This is a genomic window from Gemmata palustris (genome assembly GCF_017939745.1).
Lineage (GTDB): Bacteria > Planctomycetota > Planctomycetia > Gemmatales > Gemmataceae > Gemmata > Gemmata palustris.
The window spans coordinates 7446981-7465371 of sequence record NZ_JAGKQQ010000001.1 but is presented as its reverse complement, the minus strand read 5'-3'; the positions used below and the strand labels follow the sequence as shown (position 1 = coordinate 7465371).

Annotated in this window: 15 protein-coding genes; 10 read left to right on the top strand and 5 right to left on the bottom strand. The window is 64.0% G+C overall.

Annotated features, from left to right (window positions below):
• From J8F10_RS30940 to J8F10_RS30905, 8 genes are all read left to right on the top strand, one after another.
• Nucleotides 1-1245: a TIGR02996 domain-containing protein gene (locus J8F10_RS30940; RefSeq protein WP_210660424.1), complete on the top strand. Its 1245-nt coding sequence runs from the start codon at nucleotides 1-3 to the stop codon at nucleotides 1243-1245.
• A 22-nt stretch (nucleotides 1246-1267) separates the two neighbouring features.
• Nucleotides 1268-2518 (top strand): TIGR02996 domain-containing protein, encoded by a 1251-nt coding sequence (locus tag J8F10_RS30935; RefSeq protein ID WP_210660423.1) that lies wholly within the window; start codon nucleotides 1268-1270, stop codon nucleotides 2516-2518.
• Nucleotides 2519-2552: 34 nt separating this feature from the next.
• Nucleotides 2553-3812: a TIGR02996 domain-containing protein gene (locus J8F10_RS30930; protein ID WP_210660421.1), complete on the top strand. Its 1260-nt coding sequence runs from the start codon at nucleotides 2553-2555 to the stop codon at nucleotides 3810-3812.
• Nucleotides 3813-3843: 31 nt separating this feature from the next.
• A complete protein-coding gene (locus J8F10_RS30925; RefSeq protein WP_210660419.1) occupies nucleotides 3844-4242 on the top strand; it encodes a metallopeptidase family protein in 399 nt (132 codons plus the stop codon).
• A 159-nt stretch (nucleotides 4243-4401) separates the two neighbouring features.
• Nucleotides 4402-4977: a POTRA domain-containing protein gene (locus J8F10_RS40455; protein WP_210660417.1), complete on the top strand. Its 576-nt coding sequence runs from the start codon at nucleotides 4402-4404 to the stop codon at nucleotides 4975-4977.
• 78 nt (nucleotides 4978-5055) lie between these two features.
• Entirely contained in the window at nucleotides 5056-6009 is a 954-nt protein-coding gene (locus J8F10_RS30915) for an ABC transporter ATP-binding protein (protein WP_210660415.1), read from the top strand.
• Entirely contained in the window at nucleotides 6006-7190 is a 1185-nt protein-coding gene (locus J8F10_RS30910; protein WP_210660413.1) for an ABC transporter permease, read from the top strand. The genes J8F10_RS30915 and J8F10_RS30910 overlap by 4 nt, the downstream gene beginning before the upstream one ends.
• Nucleotides 7191-7203: 13 nt before the next feature.
• Nucleotides 7204-7815, top strand: a complete 612-nt coding sequence (locus tag J8F10_RS30905) for a hypothetical protein (RefSeq protein ID WP_210660410.1) — start codon at nucleotides 7204-7206, stop codon at nucleotides 7813-7815.
• 105 nt (nucleotides 7816-7920) lie between these two features.
• On the opposite strand, the gene J8F10_RS30900 is transcribed toward J8F10_RS30905, so the two are convergent.
• Entirely contained in the window at nucleotides 7921-8367 is a 447-nt protein-coding gene (locus J8F10_RS30900; protein ID WP_210660408.1) for an SRPBCC domain-containing protein, read from the bottom strand.
• A gap of 223 nt (nucleotides 8368-8590) precedes the next feature.
• Between J8F10_RS30900 and J8F10_RS30895 the strand changes: the two genes are divergently transcribed.
• On the top strand, nucleotides 8591-9460 hold the full coding sequence (locus J8F10_RS30895) for an acyl-CoA desaturase (protein WP_210660406.1): 870 nt from the start codon (nucleotides 8591-8593) through the stop codon (nucleotides 9458-9460).
• A 244-nt stretch (nucleotides 9461-9704) separates the two neighbouring features.
• Here J8F10_RS30895 and J8F10_RS30890 read toward each other — a convergent pair whose 3' ends face one another.
• The 3 genes from J8F10_RS30890 to J8F10_RS30880 are packed head-to-tail and all read right to left on the bottom strand — an operon-like array spanning nucleotide 9705 to nucleotide 15257.
• A complete protein-coding gene (locus J8F10_RS30890) occupies nucleotides 9705-11162 on the bottom strand; it encodes a DUF1501 domain-containing protein (RefSeq protein WP_210660405.1) in 1458 nt (485 codons plus the stop codon).
• Between the two features lie 21 nt (nucleotides 11163-11183).
• Nucleotides 11184-12146, bottom strand: coding sequence for a hypothetical protein (locus J8F10_RS30885; RefSeq protein WP_210660404.1), 963 nt, complete (start codon nucleotides 12144-12146; stop codon nucleotides 11184-11186).
• 3 nt (nucleotides 12147-12149) lie between these two features.
• A complete protein-coding gene (locus tag J8F10_RS30880; RefSeq protein WP_246523674.1) occupies nucleotides 12150-15257 on the bottom strand; it encodes a DUF1553 domain-containing protein in 3108 nt (1035 codons plus the stop codon).
• 132 nt (nucleotides 15258-15389) lie between these two features.
• Between J8F10_RS30880 and J8F10_RS30875 the strand changes: the two genes are divergently transcribed.
• The gene (locus tag J8F10_RS30875; protein WP_210660403.1) at nucleotides 15390-16490 is read left to right on the top strand and encodes a Gfo/Idh/MocA family protein; all 1101 of its coding nucleotides are present in this window, start codon (nucleotides 15390-15392) and stop codon (nucleotides 16488-16490) included.
• Nucleotides 16491-16789: 299 nt separating this feature from the next.
• Here the strand turns inward: J8F10_RS30875 and J8F10_RS30870 are convergent, their stop codons facing one another.
• Nucleotides 16790-18304 (bottom strand): FAD-dependent oxidoreductase, encoded by a 1515-nt coding sequence (locus J8F10_RS30870; protein ID WP_246523672.1) that lies wholly within the window; start codon nucleotides 18302-18304, stop codon nucleotides 16790-16792.
• Between the last annotated feature and the right edge of the window lie 87 nt (nucleotides 18305-18391).

Genomic DNA, 18391 nt, shown 5'->3' with positions numbered 1-18391 from the left:
ATGAACGATCGCGAAGCACTCTACCGTGCCGTTCTCGACAACCCCGACGACGACACGCTGCGCCTAGTTTACGCGGACGCACTCGAAGAGAGCGGCGACCCGCGCCGGGCCACATTCGTCCGCACGCACGTCGAACTGAGCCGCATCCCGGAGTACGACCCGGCTTCCATCCGCGCGCGGTATTACGATAAAAAGCAAAAATCGGCCGGCGGGCGGTGGATCGCCGAACTTCCCCCACTACCAAACGGACTTTCATGGGGCCGCGATCCGTTCCGCCGCGGGATGTTGGGGGCGATCCAGGCGGAAGATGGGGCCTCGTTCGTCGCTCACGCCGACGAGCTTTTCGCGCAGTACCCTATTGAATCGCTCGAGCTCAAGAACGCGCAGATCGCGGACGCGGCCACAATCGCCGCGTGCCCCTGGCTGAATCGGTTGCGATCCCTTTCGCTTGCGCAAGGCGCCGGCCGGCCAACGATTCAACGACTATTTGATTCGGAGCACTTCGAGCGCCTCACCGAGCTGCACCTCGGTTCGCAACTGACGACCCCGGCGGCCGTTACCGCGGTCGTGCGGAGTCGCGTGTTCGCACGACTCACTGGACTGAGCGCCCGCGAGGACCGACCGGGTGCCGGATCGCTCATTAGCGCGCTGGCCCGATTGCCGAACCCACCACGATTGAAGAAACTCGATTTCTCCAGCAACCGGCTCTCTGCGGAATCGCTAGGTCTGTTGGTCACATCGGCTGCAGTGCGGTCGGTCGAAGAACTCGACCTGAACGATAATAGCCTCCGCGCGCAAGGGCTGACCGCGCTCGCGGGCGCCACACTGCCGAACCTGCGCATCCTACACCTTCTGCAAACCGCTCCAGCCGTCGAGGGCGTCGCGGCGCTGGTCGGGGCGAGCTTCTTCCCCGAACTGCGGAGCCTTTCACTGGGCGGCAATAATCTCGCTTCGACGGCGGCTACGTGGATCGCGGGGGCGCCAACCGCGAACCTTCGCGTCCTCAGTTTGCACGACAACCGCGTCGGCGACCGTGGTGCGGAATCGCTCGCGAAAAGTGCGAACCTCACGGGGCTGCTGGTGCTCGATGTCGCGGAATCGCACATCGGAGACGCGGGCGCCGAAGCACTAGCTCGCAGCGAACACCTGAGCAACTTGATGTACCTCAACCTGTACGGCAACGCGATCGCCCCCGCCACCACGGGGCGCGTGCGGAAACGCTTCGGCGACCGCGTTTTCCTCTAGCATTTGGTTCGCCTCGCACCACATGACCGACCACGACGCCCTATTGCGCGCGATCGGCGAGAACCCGGCCGACGACACGCCGCGGCTCGTGTTCGCGGACTGGCTCGACGAGAACGCCGACGTACTCCCGGACCCAGCCGGCGTGCGCGCGCGGGCCGCGTTCATCCGCGACGACATCGCGGTGTCGCGCCTCGACGAGTTCGCGCCCGAGCGCCTCCGGTGGGAACTGATCGAGAAGCCCCGCCGCGACGGGGACGGGTGGGTCCAGCGCCTCCCGTGGGTTACCGAACTGCTGAACGGGCCGCTCTTGCGCCGCGGGTTCCCGTGGGGCATCCGACTGAACCCGCGGCAATTTCTGACCCACGCCGACCGCCTGTTCGCCCAGGTGCCGGTCACAACGCTCGCGTTCGCCAGCAACGACGGTGCGACCGACGAGTTGTTCCGGTCGCCGTACTTCGCCCGATTGCGGGGGTTGCGCGTACACCGCACCCACCTACCCGAGCGGGTGGCGGCTCGGCTCGCGGACGCACCGGTGCTCGAAGAACTGAACGCGAGCGACAACGGGCTGTCGGCGGACGCGGTCGGCGCGCTCCTGCGATCCCCCCTATTCCCGCGGCTCACGCGCCTGGATTTGGGTGGCGTGACCGGTGTCGCGGGCGTCGTTCGTGCCATTGCCGACTTCGCCGGCCCTAACTGCCTCCGCGACCTGTCACTCGCGCGCACCGGACTGACTGGCGAGCACGTCCGACGTTTGCTCACCACAGATGCGGTCGCTGGAGTCGAGCGCTTGCGGCTGACCGGCAATCGGTCCGGCACGCTCGCACTGCACGAAGCGATCGCCCGGCTACCGCTCGACCGCCTGTACGACCTCGACCTGAGCGAGACCGCGTCCGGCCCGGCCGGGCTGCGTGTGCTGTCGACGTCTCTCACCCTGTCGCGGTTGAAGCGGCTCGCGTACCGTCAGAACGGCGTAACTGCGGCACTCGTTGCCGAACTCGCGACCTGCCACGAAGTGAGCACCCTGCGCGTGCTCGACCTCACCTCGAACGCCATCGGGAACACCGGAGTGAGCACGATCGCCCGGTCGCCGCACTTCGCGGGCCTGCTCGTCCTCAACCTCAGTTACTGCATGGTCGGCGACGAGGGGATTCTGGCACTCCTCGAATCCCCGCTCGCCGCCGGATTGGTGCTCCTCGATCTGACCGGATCGCCCGCGTCCGCGGAGACGAAGGAGCTGCTCAAAGCGAAAATGGGCGATCGCGTGCGCTTGTGATTCTTGTGGCCGGCGCCGCCCGTAAAATGCCGCCATGTCCGACCGTGACGCGCTCGTGAGCGCCATCTGCGATCAGCCCGATGAGGACACCCCGCGGCTCGTGTTCGCGGACTACCTCGAAGAACACGACGAGGCCGCACACGCTGCGTTCATCCGCGCGCAGGTGGCACTCGCGCGCACGCCACCGTGGGAGCCGTTCGCGGTGCGGTGCAAATGGCGCGAACCGAACGTGCTAAGCGGCCGAGCCTTTCGTTCCACGCTCCCGACGCTCGCGGGGGTCATTGAGTGGGCGCCGGCGCCGTTTCGCCGCGGGTTCGGTTGGTGGCTCGATGTTATCATGGCGTCGGAGTGGGACGCGCGCATCGCCCCGCTGTTCGATCGCGCGCCGATCGGGAAAGTGACTTTTCGGGTGGCCCCCCTCGACGATTGGCGCCGCGTGGCCGGGTCCGATCGGTTGGGCCGTTTGCGGGAAATCGCGTTCGCTACGAGTCCGATCGAGCCGTTGTTCGCGCTGCGCGACGCGAACGGGGTCGAGCGCGTCACCGACCTGCACTTCAACCGCGCGAGTGGCGCCGGGATGCCGGAGGTGATCGAAGACCTGTTCCGCTCGTACCTTGGTCGGGTCGTTCGTGGCCTGCACTTCCACATGGGATACGAATCGCGCGACGCGATCCTCGACGCGATCAATACGGGTGCCCCGCTCGAGCGGCTCTCGTTCTCGGTTATGGGGCTCTCGGCGGATTCCCTGCACCGCTTGTTCGGCGGCCCGGCCGCGAACGCGCTGGACGAACTGCACTTCATCAACGAACCGCTCGCGAACGACGGGCTGCGCGTGTTGGCCGAAACACTTCCCCCCGGGCTCCGCGATCTCACGTTGGTGAGCGTCGGGATGCGCGCGGACGGGTTGGAGGTGTTCGCGCGCAGCGACCGCCTCACGAACCTGCGCCGGCTGAAACTGCCCGGCAACGCGCTCACCCCGCGGGCGGTCAAGGTACTCTCACTGACGCACTCGTTGACCGCGTTGCGCGCGATCGACCTGTCCGGGTGTCACATCGGGGACAAGGGCGTCCGGCACATCACACAGGCGAAGTGGTGGCACAATTTAGTGGAAGTGGTTTTGCAGCGAAACTCACTCTCTCACGTCGGCGTGAAACACCTCCTCAACGCCCCAGTGCCGCCGGACCTCACCGCGCTCGTGCTCGATCGTGACACGTTCGGCCCGGAAAGTCGCGCCGCGCTGGTGAAGAAATTCGGCGACGCGGTCGTGTTCGTTGTGCCCGACCCGTTCGGTTGACCTGTGCCCGCGCTTCCGCGAATATAAGGTCATGGGCATGAGCATGAAGAAGTTCGCGGGCGTCGTCCGCAGCGCCATTGATTCGCTGCCGAACGAGATCAAGCGGCACCTCGAAAACGTCGTCATCGACGTGGAGGAGGAGCCGTCGGACGAGTTCCTGCGCGAGGCCGGCTTCACGGACGAAGAGATCGAGGACGGCGATTCGCTGTACGGTTACTTCATGCCCCTTGAGGGTGCCGCGGCGAGCGAGATGCTAGAGAACCCGAACCGCATCCTGATCTTCCGCAACCCGCTCGAGGACGATTTCCCCGACCCACACGAGTTGCGCATCGAGATTCGGAAAACGGTCATTCACGAAATCGCCCACCACTTCGGCTGGTCCGATCGCGACCTCGAACGGTTCGACGACAACCCCGACCCGTTCGGGTAACGCGGAATATGGAGCGCGGAACACCGAGTCGATTCCGCTTCTTTCCCCGTCTTCTGTTCCGCGTTCCGAACTCCGCGCTCCGCGCTTCTACCGGGTCGCACTTGACCGTCTCCCTCGCGCACGATTAACCTCCGCGCGCTCTAACCGAGGAGTTTAATCGTGCGCATCCGACTGTTACTCGCATCAGCCGGTCTGCTGGGCTTCTGCGGCGCGTTGCACGCGCAGCAGCCGGTCCCGCAGCCCGTCCCCAATCCTGGCGGATCACTGATCCCTTCGCCCGGGCTCCCGGTGCCCGGAAATCCGACGTTCCCTTCACCTACAGTGCCTCCGGTTCCACGAGAGAAATCGGTCGATGACCTGATCGCCGAGTTGGAGCACCTAAGCGCGCAGAAGGCCGAACTGGAGAAAAAAGAACAAGAGCTAAAAACGCTCCTCCGCAAGAAGGTCCAGTTGCAGACCGAGCGTCTTCAGAAGTTGGGCGTCGCGCCGAAGCCCGCAGAGCCGGATCGGGTGGGTCGCATCATCCTTGAGGGGACCGCGGAGAATGATGAGAAGAAAATCCTCGACATGATCGGCATTCGCCCCGGCGAGGTGCTGCGCTACCCCGTGTTGGAAGAGACTCGCACCAAGCTCGAAAAGGCCGGGTTCCGCGAGGTGGTCGTTGAGGTCGTCCCCAACAAACAGGATGCTCAATTCAAGGACATTCGCGTGCGGGTCGAAGAACTCAAGCGCTGACCGGCGCCGTTCGGCTTGCAACGCTTCGGACCCGTCGCTATTCCCCGGCCATCAAGCTTTTAAGCCGGGGGTTCGTACATGCCGCTGCCGGTGGCCCTCAGCCTCGTTGACGTGACCGTGCGCTACGGTGCGCGCACCGCTATCGAGCGCGTGTCACTCGACGTGCGGCGCGGGGAAATCGTCGGGTTACTCGGCCCAAACGGGTCCGGGAAGAGCACCACGCTCGCGGTCGCCGCGGGGGTACTCGACCCCGTGTGCGGGACCGTCACCGCCGAAGGGTGTTCGCGGGCCACGAACCCGGCTGCGTTCGCGCAGTACATCGGGCTGGTGCCGCAAGAGCCGGCCGTTTACGACGAACTCACTGCCGTGGCCAATCTCACGTTCTTCGGCCAACTGTACGGTCTGGTGGGCCACGACCTGCGCCGGCGAGTGACGCGAGCGCTGGCCCGCGTGAAACTCACCGATCGTGCCCAGAGCCGCGTATCCACATTCTCCGGCGGCATGAAGCAGCGCCTCAACCTCGCTGCGGCGCTGTTACACGACCCGCCCGTGCTGCTCCTCGACGAGCCGACCGCGTCACTCGATCCCGCGAGCCGCGACGCTCTCTTCGCCGACCTCACGCGCTTCCGCGACGACGGCCACGCGATCCTGCTCACCACGCACCACATGGACGAAGCCGAAGCGGGCTGCGACCGCATCGCGGTTTTGGAGGGGGGCCGGCTCGTCGCGAACGGTCCGCCAGCGGAACTGCTCCACACGCGCCGAACCGATCGCGCCGTGCTCTACGGCCACCTCCGCACGCGCCCGCCCAAATACCTCGAACGCGCGATCCGCCAGCGCCTCAGCGCGAGTGCGGAACTGGAGATCACCGGGCGCCGATTGCGGCTCTCGGCGAACACGAGCGAACAGCTCGGCGAAACACTCGCGACACTGCTCGCAGAGGGGATCGAACTGGAATCGTTCCGCACGCCGGCCGGCGCGCTGGAGCGGGCGCTCCGTTCGGACGAGTGCGGAACGGGGGAGCGGGCGTGAGGAGCAAGGTATCACTGGCACTGGTGCTCGCCCGCAAGGACTGGTGGCTCTTCTGGGCCGACCGGCGCGCGGCCGCTCTGTGCTTCATCGTGCCGGTGCTGCTCGCGTCCGTATTCGGCACGATCTTCTCCCGCCCGACGTCCGGCGCCGCGACGAAATTGCCCGTTGTCGTGGTGGTCGAAGACGCCGGCCCGTTCACGCGCCAGGTGGCGGACGAGCTCCTCGCGTCCCCGCGATTTGACGCGAAGGAAGTCACTCGCTCGGAAGCGGAATCCGCAGTCACCGACCGCAAGGTCGTGGCGATCGTGCTCCCGCCGGGCTTCGAGCGCCTCAAGAACTGGCAGCCCGGCGTCACGACCGAACAGCCCGAACTCCTTTTGCTCTGCCACCCGAACGCGACCGCCGAGCGGCAGATGACCCAGGGACTCGTTACCGAAGCGGTGATGAAGCGGGTCACGCGCGAGGCGTTCCGCGACGTGCTGAAAGACGGTACCGACGAGGCACTCGCGCCGCCGTTCAAGATCGAAACCGCGGCCGTGTCGCTGCACGCGGGCGCGCACTTCAACGCCTACGCGCACAGCTTCTGCGGAATGACGTTGCAGTACCTGCTGTTCTGGGGCATGGAGAGCGGGCTCCTCTTGCTCCGCGAGCGCGAGCGGAGCGTGTGGACCCGCGTGCGCGCTGCGGCGCTCCCCCTCTCCTGCGTGATTGCGGGTAAAGCACTCGCGACCGGGTTCATCGCGCTGTTGCAGGTGCTGGTCACGTTCGGCGTCGGTTATCTCGCGTTCGGCGTGACGATCGATGGCTCCGTGATCGGCTTCGCGCTCCTGGCCGTGACCGCGTGCGGGCTCGCGGCGGCGACCGGGTTGCTCGTCGCCGCGCTCGGCGGAACCGAGGCGCGTGCGCGGAACGTCAGCATTTTGGTGATCCTCGGCGTGTCGATGCTCGGCGGGTTGTGGGTGCCGGCTTTTCTGCTGCCCGGTTGGGCACGCGACGTGTCGCTGGCGCTCCCGACGACGTGGGCGCTACGCGGATTCGAGACGGCCACCTGGCAAGCCGGGAGTTTTTGGGCCGTGTTGCCCAGCATCGTGGCCGTTGCGGGTTTCGCACTGGCGCTATTAACGATGGCGGCGGTGCGATTGAAGTTCGCGGAACTGCGTCTGCGACAAGGAAAAATCTAGCGGGAGAAGCCCGATGAAGCGATTGATGTGGACCGGGTTCGTCGCCCTGATCGCCGTCGCGTCGGTTCGTGCGCAACCGCCCGCCGCGATGCCGGGGCCGGCCCCGAAAGCCGTCGAGCTCGCGCTGGAAGACCAGTTCGATCGGAAAACGAACATCGCCGACCTGCGCGGCAATGTGGTCGTCATGGTGTTCGGCGACCGCAAGGGGAACGAAGCGTGCCGCACCCTCGGCGAACAACTCCACGTGTACTGGCACCCGGACGCGAAGGGTCAAACGCCTGCGAAAGCTCAGGCCGCACCGGTGGTGCCGCTCGAGGGGTTGAAGCCGGGGCAAGTGGCGCCGAACGTGATCGTGGTGCCGGTCGCGTGCTGCGGGAAGGTGCCCGCTGCGATCCGCCCGGCCATCAGTAAGCAGATCGCAAAGGGGTCGCCGGACGTCGTGGTGTGGCTCGACTTCGCGGACAAAATGAAAGAGGGATTCGGCCTGACTGCGGGCGAAACGAACGTGGTCGTCATCGACGCAAGTGGCAAGCTGCGACTGAAGATCAACGGCACCCTCGACCAGCCCGCAATGGACAAACTCGTGAAGGCGGTCCAGGCGGTGCGGTACGAAGCAGCACGTTAATTTTGTGACTGCAGATGTGCGATTTCGGATTGAAGGTAAAGCCGCGTTACGGCCGCCGATTATCCGATCGGAAATCGCACATCTGCAATCCCCAATCTGAAGCGTTCACCCCGCCGTCAGGCGCGCCGCGACCGCGGTCCACACGTCATCAATCACCTTCTTCGCGGTGCCCTCGAGTAATCCTTTCGGCACCATCTTCAGCAGTCCGGTGACGGCCACTAACTCGCCGGTCCAGTGGATGAGCGTTCCGCCGCCCTCGCCGTCCTTGAATTCCAGTTTCGTCTCCACGGTGCTACTCGCGCCCATCGTCTTCGTGTCGATCTTGTACGCGACCGACTTGCCGGAATCGCGCGCCGTTACGGTCGCGTCGAGTGTCAGGCTTCCCGTGAGGAAGGATAACTTCGGTTTGATCTTACCCACCGCGCGGTCCGGGGTCGCTTCGGACACCTGCGCGTCGGGTACACAGTTCGCGAGAAACCCGGCGTCGGAAAGCTTGGCCGCGACCTCGGCAACGGGAAGGGGAATGATCTTGTCGCCTTCAAAGTGAATCATGGGGTGCTCGCGGAAAATGGCCCGCGCGGGTGAAGCGCCCGCCGGTATTTCGCCCATTGTATCCGCGTTGCACAATTCCAGATTTCGTGCGAGCATTTGGCGACTTTGAGTCCTATTTTGGACACGAAGCGCCCTTACGCCCGGACACCACGGAGCCGCTCCCATTTCGACCGCCGCACCGCAATCGGGCGTCGTTCCCGCTCTGCACCTCTCCGCGCTCAAATTGCCGCGCCCACCGGTCGGCTGGTACGCACGCTTGCGGGCCGTCCCGTTCATCTTGCTGCACGTCGCGGCGGTGGTGACGCCGTTCTTCGTGCCGATCACCTGGGAAGCCGTGGGATTGGGGCTGCTGTTCTACGTCGTGCGGATGTTCGGCATCACGGGCGTGTACCACCGGTACTTCGCGCACCGCGCTTACAAAACGAGTCGGTGGTTCCAGTTCGTGCTCGCGTGGATCGGCTGCGCCGCGATGCAGAAGGGGCCGCTCTGGTGGGCCGGGCACCACCGGCACCACCACAAGCACTCCGACCAGGAAGACGATCCGCACTCGCCGATTGTGCGCACGGTCTGGTGGGCGCACGTCGGGTGGGTGATCTCCGGCCGCTTCCGCGACGCTCCCGCGATGAAGGATTTTGAACGGTACCCCGAACTGCGCGTGCTGGACACGTTCTTTACCTGGGTGCCGGGCCTGGCTCTGGCGGTCTTGTGCTACGCCCTCGCCGACTGGAGCGGCGTGGTGTGGAGCTTCCTCGTCGGTACCGTGTTGCTGTACCACGCGACGTTCCTGGTAAACTCCGCGTGCCACCTGTTCGGGACGCGCCGGTACGAAACGACCGACCAGAGCAAGAACTGTTGGTGGGCCGCGCTCCTGACGATGGGCGAGGGCTGGCACAACAACCACCACCACTACCAGAGCTGCGCCCGCCAGGGGTTCAAGTGGTGGGAAATCGACATGAGCTACTACATCATCCGCGCGCTGGGCGTGGTCGGACTGGTGTGGGACATCCGCGAACCAACCGAAAAGGCGCTGAACAGCAAAGTGCTCGAACCCGAAGAGGCAACAGAAGAATTAGCCGCGGATCAACGCAGATGAAAACACGATCCGAACAAGCCAAGAAGAGCCACGGATGAGCACCGAAAACACGGATCAGAACAGAATAGGAGAGTTTCGGCAGGTAGCCGGATCAACACAGTTCTGAATTTCGATCTTGCCTCTCCTGTTCTGATCCGTGTTTTCGGTGCTCATCCGTGGCTGAATTTTCTCTTCTTCATTTTTGTCTGATCGTGTCTTCATCCGCGTTGATCTGCGGCTGATTCTTCCGGCTTTTCTTCTTGATCTAAGCCAAGATGTCCTTCACCACGGTGCCGGCTACGTCGGTGAGCCGGAAGTCGCGACCGTTGTGGCGGTACGTCAACTTCTTGTGATCGAGCCCCATCAGGTGAAGCACGGTCGCGTGGAAGTCGTTGACGCTCACGCGGTTCTCCGCGGCCTTGAAGCCGATCTCGTCGCTCGCACCGTAACTCGTTCCGCCCTTCACTCCCCCGCCGGCCATCCAGTACGTGATCGCGTGCGGGTTGTGGTCGCGGCCGTTGTTGCCCTTCTGGACAATGGGAAGCCGCCCGAACTCGCCGCCCCAGATGACCAGCGTGCTGTCGAGCAGTCCCTTGCGCGCGAGGTCTTCGAGTAGCGCCGCGATGGGCTGGTCGGTTTCTTTTGCGAACCCGCCGTGGTTCTTCGCGATGTCGTTGTGCCCGTCCCAACTCAGGTCGTTCTCCATGCCGCCGCTGTAAATCTGCACGAAGCGGACGCCCTTCTCCACCAACCGTCGGGCGATGAGGCACTGCTTCGCGAAGTGCGTCGCCTTCGGGTTGTCGATGCCGTAGAGCTTCTTCGTCTCCTCTGTTTCCTTCGAGAGATCGAGTGCGTCCGGTGCGGCCATCTGCATTCGGTACGCGAGTTCGTAGGACTCGACGCGCGCGGTCCAGTCGGGTTCACCGGGGTGCTTGTCCATGCCCTTCTGGTTCAGCTTCGCGAGCAGGTCGAGTTGGCTGCGCTGGCGCTCGGAGGTGATATCGGTCGGGCGCGTGAGGTTGTCGATCGGGTCGCCCTGCGGCTTGAACGCGGTGCCCTGGTACACGGTGGGTAAGAAGCCCGCGCCCCAGTTCAGCGAGTGCCCCTTCGGGATGCCGCGCCCGAGCGTGTCGTACATCACGCAGAACGCCGGCAGGTTGCGGCTCTCACTGCCCATACCGTAGGTGACCCAGCTCCCGACGCACGGGAACCCCATGCGCGCCATGCCGGTGTTCATCTTGAACAGCGCCGGGGAGTGGTTGTTCGAGTCGCTCCAGAGCGAGTGAATGAACGCCATTTTGTCCACGTGCTTGGCCATGTGCGGGAACAAATCACTGACCATCTTCCCGCACTGCCCGTGCTTCGCGAACTTGAACGGCGACTTCATGAGCGGCCCGACCTGACCGGTGAAGAACCCGGTGTTCGGGTCGAACCCCTTCAGTTCCTGGCCGTCGCGCTTTTCGAGTTCGGGCTTGTAGTCCCAGGTGTCCACCTGCGACGGCCCGCCGTTCATGAACAACCAGATGACGGACTTGGCCTTCGCCTCGAAATGCGGCTTCTTGGCCGCGAGCGGGTCTTCGGCGCGGGCCGCGGGCTTTTCTTCAGCGCGCAGAAGATCGGCGAGCGCGAGCATTCCAAACCCGCCTCCAGCGCGGCTCAGAAACGAGCGCCGGGAGGGGTACGCGGCTTGCGGGGGCGCGAACCAGCGTGGGAGGTCGAGCATAGTATTCTCGCGGTGGCGGGGTCAGGCTTGCGGTTGCGGCGGGAGCATGTTGCGGAGCGCGCCGAGATCGGGCGCGGTTTCGATCGCGTTGAAAAACGTCTCAACAGCGCTCGGGTCCGTAAGTTGGCGCACACGGGGCATCAGGTCGAGCCCTGGCGAACCGAACCGGAGCTTGAGGCCCAGTTGAATGCCGTCGAACCGGCCTTCCGTGCGCCCCTCAGTTCGTCCTTGTTCTTTCCACAATCGCTCACTTGGTGTGATGATCGGCATTTCTTTCTCCTTCTCAAATGCCTCGATGTCGCGGGTAAATGTGTTGGCAAGATCGGGCGGCAGCGTCATCATCCAGTCGATGAGGCGGAACATCTGGAGCAGGTCTGTGTAACTCATCCCGCGGTCGTAGAGGCGCTTCACGACTCGCAGCTTCCATGTTAACCGATCGTCCGGGTTGCGGTCCGTTTCGACCGTCTTTAAGTGAGCGAGAATGAACGCTGTGAACGGGTTGGGCGATTGCTCGAGTTTGTGTTCTTTGTTTCGCCAATCGGCCACTTTTGCTACTGGGAACGTGAACTTCACCTCGCAACCCCAGCGCCCGGCTTGGAACTCGGTCGGGCGCCACCCGCGCCCGTAATCTCCCAGTACCGCGAGACTGACCGGCATCGAGCCGTACTTGTCCTCTAACCGGTGATTGTACTGGTACATCCGCTGCGCGAGGTTCGGGTCGTTCTGTGTCTGAACCTCGACGTGGACGAACACGCATTCCTGTTTGCCGTGTCGCGTCCAAACTTTCACGAGCTTGTCCACGATCCCGCGCCCGGCTGCGGCCGTCGGTGCGATTTGCTGGAGTTCCTTGTCTTGAAACTCCAGCGCCCGCTCCCAATCCACGTCGCGATCGATCTCGGGGAAAAACAGTTCGATGAAATAGCGGAAATAGAGGTCGAGCGCCTCTTTCCACGGCCCGTCGAATTCGGAAGCGGGGTCACTCACGCCTCACTCCACATACAGGAACTCGTTCAGACAGAAGAGCACCTGGCACAGATCGGTCATTGCGGTTTCGCGGGCGGTTCCCGTGTGGCCCTTCAGGAACGCGGTCGCGTCGGCGAGTTCGTCCCTGGTCGGTTCGCGACACAGCGCGAGCTTGTACGCCAGTGTGACCGCGTCGGTATCGTTAGCTTTGCTGTCGGCCGTTGCGCGCTTGGCCAAGCCGTAGGCCGCCGCACGCACGTGCGGGTTGTTCATCAGGTGCAGGGATTGCGGCGCGACCGTTGTACTCGGTCGATCGCCCACACCCGTCGTGCCGTCGGGTGCATCGAACACGACCAGTGACGGGATCAGCTTGCTCCGTTTCATGGTGAAGTAGATGCTGCGCCGCGGGCTTTCTTCGCTCAGCGTGCCGGGGCCGTACATGGTCGTGTTCAGTCGGCCACCGACGGCCAGGATGCTGTCGCGAATCACCTCAGCCTGCAGTCGGCGCACCGGCTGGCGCCACACGAACTTGTTCTCCGGGTCGAGGCGCGCCTTTTCTTCGTCGCGTGCGGAACTTTGCTGATAAGCAGCGCTCGTCACGATCAGTTTGTGAATCGGCTTCAGCTTCCAGTTATTGCGGATGAGTTCGCCTGCGAGGTAGTCGAGGAGTTCCGGGTGGCTGGGTGATTCTCCGCGGACGCCGAAGTCGCTCGTCGTGGTCACCAGCCCCCTACCGAAGTGTTGCGCCCAGAGCCGGTTCACAATCACCCGGGCGACGAGGTGCCCGGCGCCGCCTTCCGCATCCGTCATCCAGTTCGCGAACGCGGTGCGCTGGTAGCTGAGGCGTGATCCCGTGGGCGCGGGCTTCACCCACTTGGTTTGTGCTTCTGCGTCGGGCATCAGCGTTTGCAGGAACGCGACCGACGCGACCCCAGACTTCTGGGCCGGGTCACCGCGGCGCAGGAAGTGCGTTTCCTTCAGGTAGTCGTCGCCCTGAGTGTGGAGCCGGATCGCCGGGAGGCCCTCGCTCGATACGAGCGCTTTGACCTTGTTGGGTTTCGGCGCGGTCGCGAGGTGGTCGCGTTCGGCCTTTTGGAGCTTCTGGAACTCCGCGTCTTGAGGTGCGTACCACGCTAAGACGGCTGCAATTTGCTCGGGCGTTCGCTTGTCCGCGGAGACTGCGAGTGCCGCGCGAACAGTTTCGCTCGTCGCAGTGCTAGCGAGGTCGGGCTTCTCGCTCGCGCTCAAACTGATGCGGGGCCGCCCGATGCCGTGGCCCGTGTTGTTATTGAAGGCCAGCGTGATCGTGAGCTTCGTTCCGCCCGGGAACCCGACCGGTTTCTCGAACGCGAACGCCGCGGCGTGATCCTTGCCGAACTGCGGATCAACGGCCCACGCGGTTGTCACGTTGTCGTCGATTGCGTGCGCGATTCCGAGGCCCTTCTGCTCGAAGGTGGCACGGGGGTTGGTGAGCTTCACGCGAACCGCTGGTTGCGATTCCTTCTGTTCGAGCGCCTCCGCGAGTACGCGGATATCAGACAGCGCGAAGTTGCCGTTCGTGGCTCGCCCCGGCCCGTTCTTCACGAGCGACGAGTGGGCGAGCGCTTCGAGCCGCAGTGATTTGATGCTCTCCAGGGTGGTAATCACTTCAAACGTGAGCGTTTCCGTGGTGGGGTTCTTCCCAGAAATCAGCACGCTTCCATCGGGTTGTGTGGCGAGGGTGGCACCGCCCGCGGACTTGTTCGCCGTGATCTTCGGCAGCACCCAGGTGTCCGCGGGGACCGGCTTGCCATTCTTTTCCTTCTCCCACAGCGCGAACCGCGACGGTAGTTGTTCGTTCTCAAACTTCGCGAGCGCATCCGTGAACCGTTTGTGGTCCACATCAAACACCGCCTTTGCCTTCGCGTGGCCCTTTGGATCGAGGTCGAGATCTACTTCCGTGCGGACGGTCGTGGTGAACGCCGCGAGCATCCGGTAGTAGTCGCGTGCGGGGATCGCGTCGAACTTGTGGTCGTGGCACCGGGCACAGCCCACCGTGAGGCCCAGAAACGTGGTGCCGACGTTCGCGAGCATGTCGTCGAGTTCGTCGTACCGGTGCTTTTCGACCTCGTTTTTCGTGATCTGCGTGCTGTGAACCCCGGCCGCAAGGTAGCCGGTCGCCATCATCGCGAGCGGATCGTTCGGGGCGATCTCGTCCCCCGCAATCTGCCACTTCGCGAACGAGTCGAACGGCAAATCGGCGTTCAGTGCCTTAATCACGAAGTCGCGGTAGTGGTACGCGGTGGGGCGGTCGTAGTCGTGCTCGAAGCCGTGGCTCTCGGCGAACCGCACGAGGTCGAGCCAGTGGCGCGCCTGCTTTTCGCCGAAGTGCGGTGATGAGAGTAGTCCGTCGATTACTTTCGCGTAAGCTTGGGGCGTTTCGTCCTTCAGGAACGCATCGACCTGTTCCGGCGTCGGCGGCAACCCGATGAGGCCAAGATAAACGCGGCGAATGAGTGTTCGCTTGTCGGTCGCGGGGTTCGGCTTGATGCCGGCGGCTTCGAGCTTCGCCAGTATGAACCCGTCGATTGGGTTCTTTGCGTCCGGTTTCGGGTTCTTGATGTCCTTCAGAAGCGGTTGATAGGCCCAGTGCTTCTTCCCCTCCGCGGGCGTGACCTTCTTGGTCCACGCGGTCTCATCGATCGTGACAAACGGCTTGTCGTAGGGCGCGCCCAAGTCGATCCACTCGGCGATTTTGGCGATGTCTGCGTCCGCGAGCTTGGCCCGCTCGTGGGGCATGTGCGGCTCTTTTTGGTGGGCCGTGAGCTGGTACAGGAGGCTCTTCTTGTGATCGCCGGGCACGAGTGCCGGCCCGCGCTCGCCGCCCTTCATCGCGAGTTCGCGGGTGTTCATGTCGAACCCGCCTTCTAAGCGCTCCCCGCTGTGACACTTCACGCACTTTGCCTGGAGCACGGCGCGCACGCTCGCTTTGAAGAGATCCGTCCCCTTCGCCATCTTCGCGACGTGGTCGGGATCGACCTTCTCTTTGTCTTTCGGTTGCGCGCCGGGAGCCCCCAGAGCAAATGTCGCGTAAGCGACCGCAGCGAACACCATCATGAGCAGTGCGGCACGGCGAGAGGTCGAAAAGTGCATCGGCGTGGAACCTCGGCAGGCGGGATACTCACAGAAGTTACCAGCACGGGAGCGCGAAGGGAAGCGATGGACGCCCTTCGGCACGCGCGGTGCATCTCCTCGGCCGATCTCGCCCACATGAGGAGACACCTGATGAGCGCGAAAAAGGTGCGGTTCGCGGTGGTCGGCACCGGGTGGTTCGCACAAGAAGCGATTCTGCCCGCGTTCCCGAACGCGGCGAACGCGGAACTTGCTGCGATCGTTTCCGGTGACCCGGTAAAGCAGAAAGAGGTTGGTGAACAGTACGGCGTCCCGGCCTACGAGTACGAGCAGTACGGCGACCTGCTCGAGAGCGGCACCATCGACGCGGTGTACATCGCGTTGCCCAACTCCATGCACAAGGAGTACACGGTTCGGGCCGCGAAGGAGCGCATTCATGTGCTCTGCGAAAAGCCGATGGCCGCGACCGCCGCCGAGTGCCGCGCGATGATCGACGCCTGCAACGACGCGGGCGTGAAACTGATGATCGCGTACCGGCTTCACTTCGAGTCCGCGAACCTCCTCGCCATCGAGCACATCAAGGACGGCAAGATCGGCGAACCGCGTGTGTTCAACTCGGTGTTCACGCAGCAGGTACAGGAGGGCAACACCCGACTCGATGCGCACCTCGCGGGGCACCCGCTCATGGACATCGGGATCTACTGCATCAACGCCGCGCGGTACTTGTTCCAGGACGATCCCATTGAAGTCACCGCGTTCAGCGCGAGCAACAACGAGACGCGGTTCCGCGAGGTACCAGAACTGGTGACCGCGGTCATGCGGTTCCCGAAGGGGCGGCTCGCGACGTTCACCTGTGGGTTCGGCGAGTCGAAGGTGTCCGAGTACCGCGTCGTCGGCACCGCGGGCGATCTGAAGATGGACCCCGCCTACACGTTTCACGGCGACATCACCATGCGCCTCACGGACAAGGACGGCAAAACGAAAGAAGCGCAGTTCCCGGAGCGCGACCAGATCGGGGCGGAGATCGCGTACTTCTCCGACTGCGTTTTGAACAACCGCGAGCCCGAACCGAACGGCCTCGAAGGGTTGACCGACCTCACCATCATTGAGGCTATCGAGAAGTCGTGCGCGACCGGGCGCGCCGTCAAATTAGATCCGGCCCCCGCGAAGCCGCGCCCGTCGCTCACGCAGGAGTACAAGTTACCGAAACTCGAAGTGCCGGAGTTGGTCAACGCCTCCTCGCCGGGCGGGTGAACGGGGGCGTATCGGGCGCGGCTAACAATTGCTAACATTTTTGGCCCGACGGCGCAGATCAGTGTTTTCGCCGGGGAAAACGAATCGCGCTACTAACATTGGCTAACATTGATCGCACATACCCACTCGTGATTATCCCACCCGCTCCGTAACCGTCGCGGGTCGCCAATGTAGCGAGCCCACTGCGACGGATATAGAGTGGATGGAATACCACAACTCTACCACATCTCGCATAATGTACACAAGATCACATTTTGCAAAATTGCCGCGCGTGTTCGGCGCTTGCGGGCACACGGCGCTCAGGTCTTTTCGATCACTTTCAGCCCTTCGACAGCCGGGCCGTGTTGTACTTCTCCCTTGCAACTGAACCGCGAGCCGTGACACGGGCAGTCCCACGATTTCTCGCCCGGGTTCCACTGAACGATGCCGCCCAGGTGGGGGCACACCGCGGACATCTCGTGGACCTGCCCCTTGTCGTCCTTGTAAGCCGCGCTCTTGCTCAGGCCGTGGCGGATGATCGCGCCGTGCCCGGGGGGGATCTCGGCCGCCGATTTCACCTCACCACCGGTGAGCCAATCACCGTATTGCGCCGCGAGGTTCGCGTTCTCTTCGAGCAGCGTTTTCAGCGCGCCCGGCATCCAGCGCGACGGCGAATACACCCCGGCGAACTCGCTCGTCCGACCGAGGATGAGGTCCGTGACGAGCCGCGCGCCGAGGGTACCGTGTGTCATGCCCATGCCCGAGTCGCCAGTAATCACATAGAGGTTGTCGCGGAACCCCGGCGCCCGGCCGATTAGCCCCAACCCGTCGGGCGTCTCAAACACCTGCCCGGACCAGTGGTGCCGAACCGGACCGGCTTCGGGGAACCGTTTTCGCGCCCATGCTTCTAAACGGTCCCACCGCTCTTGTTGGTCCTGCGCCTGGCCCGTCTTGTGGTCCTCGCCGCCGACGATCAGGAACTCGGTGCCGGTTCCGTGTGCGGTGCGGACGTAGTGGTACGGGTCTTCGGTGTCCCAAAGGAGCACGGGCGGCACGTATCCCGCTGGCACTTCGAGGGCGATGGCGTAGGTGATGTACGCAGCGAGTTTGAAGTGGAGCGACAGCCCCGCATCGAACGGCGTGTTAGTCGCGACGACGATCGCGTCCGCGGTGACCGCGTGGCCCGACTTCGTGTGCGCGACGCAGGGGGAGCCGTTCTCCACCTTCACCACCTGTGTGTCGGTGTGAATCGCGCCGCCATTTTTGCGAATCAGCGCGGCGATCTCGCTCAGGTACTTCAGCGGGTGGAATTGGCCGTTATCGGGGAATCGCAGTGCGGGACCGGTCGCGCTTGCCGGGAACGGAACTTGGTCCACGCGCTCGAAGATGAGCCCGAGGCGCGTGAGCGCGACCACTTCGTCCCGAATCACCTCGTCGCCCCCGCGGGCGCCGGGGAACAGGTACCCGTCCGTTCGGCGGAAGTCGCAGGCGATGTTTTCGCGTTTGATGATCTCTTCGATCAAGTTGATAGCGGCCAGATGACTCTTCGCCGCCAGCGCCGCAGTGTCGTCACCGCGAATCGACGCGACGCGGGCGAACCGGTCATCAATCACCCACGCGAGGTGAGCGGTCGTGAATTCCGTCTCGCCGCCAGCAACGGTGGGTTTCGCATCGAGAACGACAACCGACTTGCCCTCGGAAGCGAGCAGGTACGCGGTCGTCAAACCGGCGATGCCGCCGCCGATGACGCACACGTCGTATCGCGTATTTCCTGCGAGCGGAGCGCCGGCCCGAACGGGGTTCTCGAGCGACCAAACGGAACTGGTGTTAGGCATGGCTAGTGACGGCTTTAAGAACAGAACGAAGGGGCGGCGGAGTAACGGGCCGCAACCGGTGTGCCGAACGCAGTTCGGGCCGGGTGC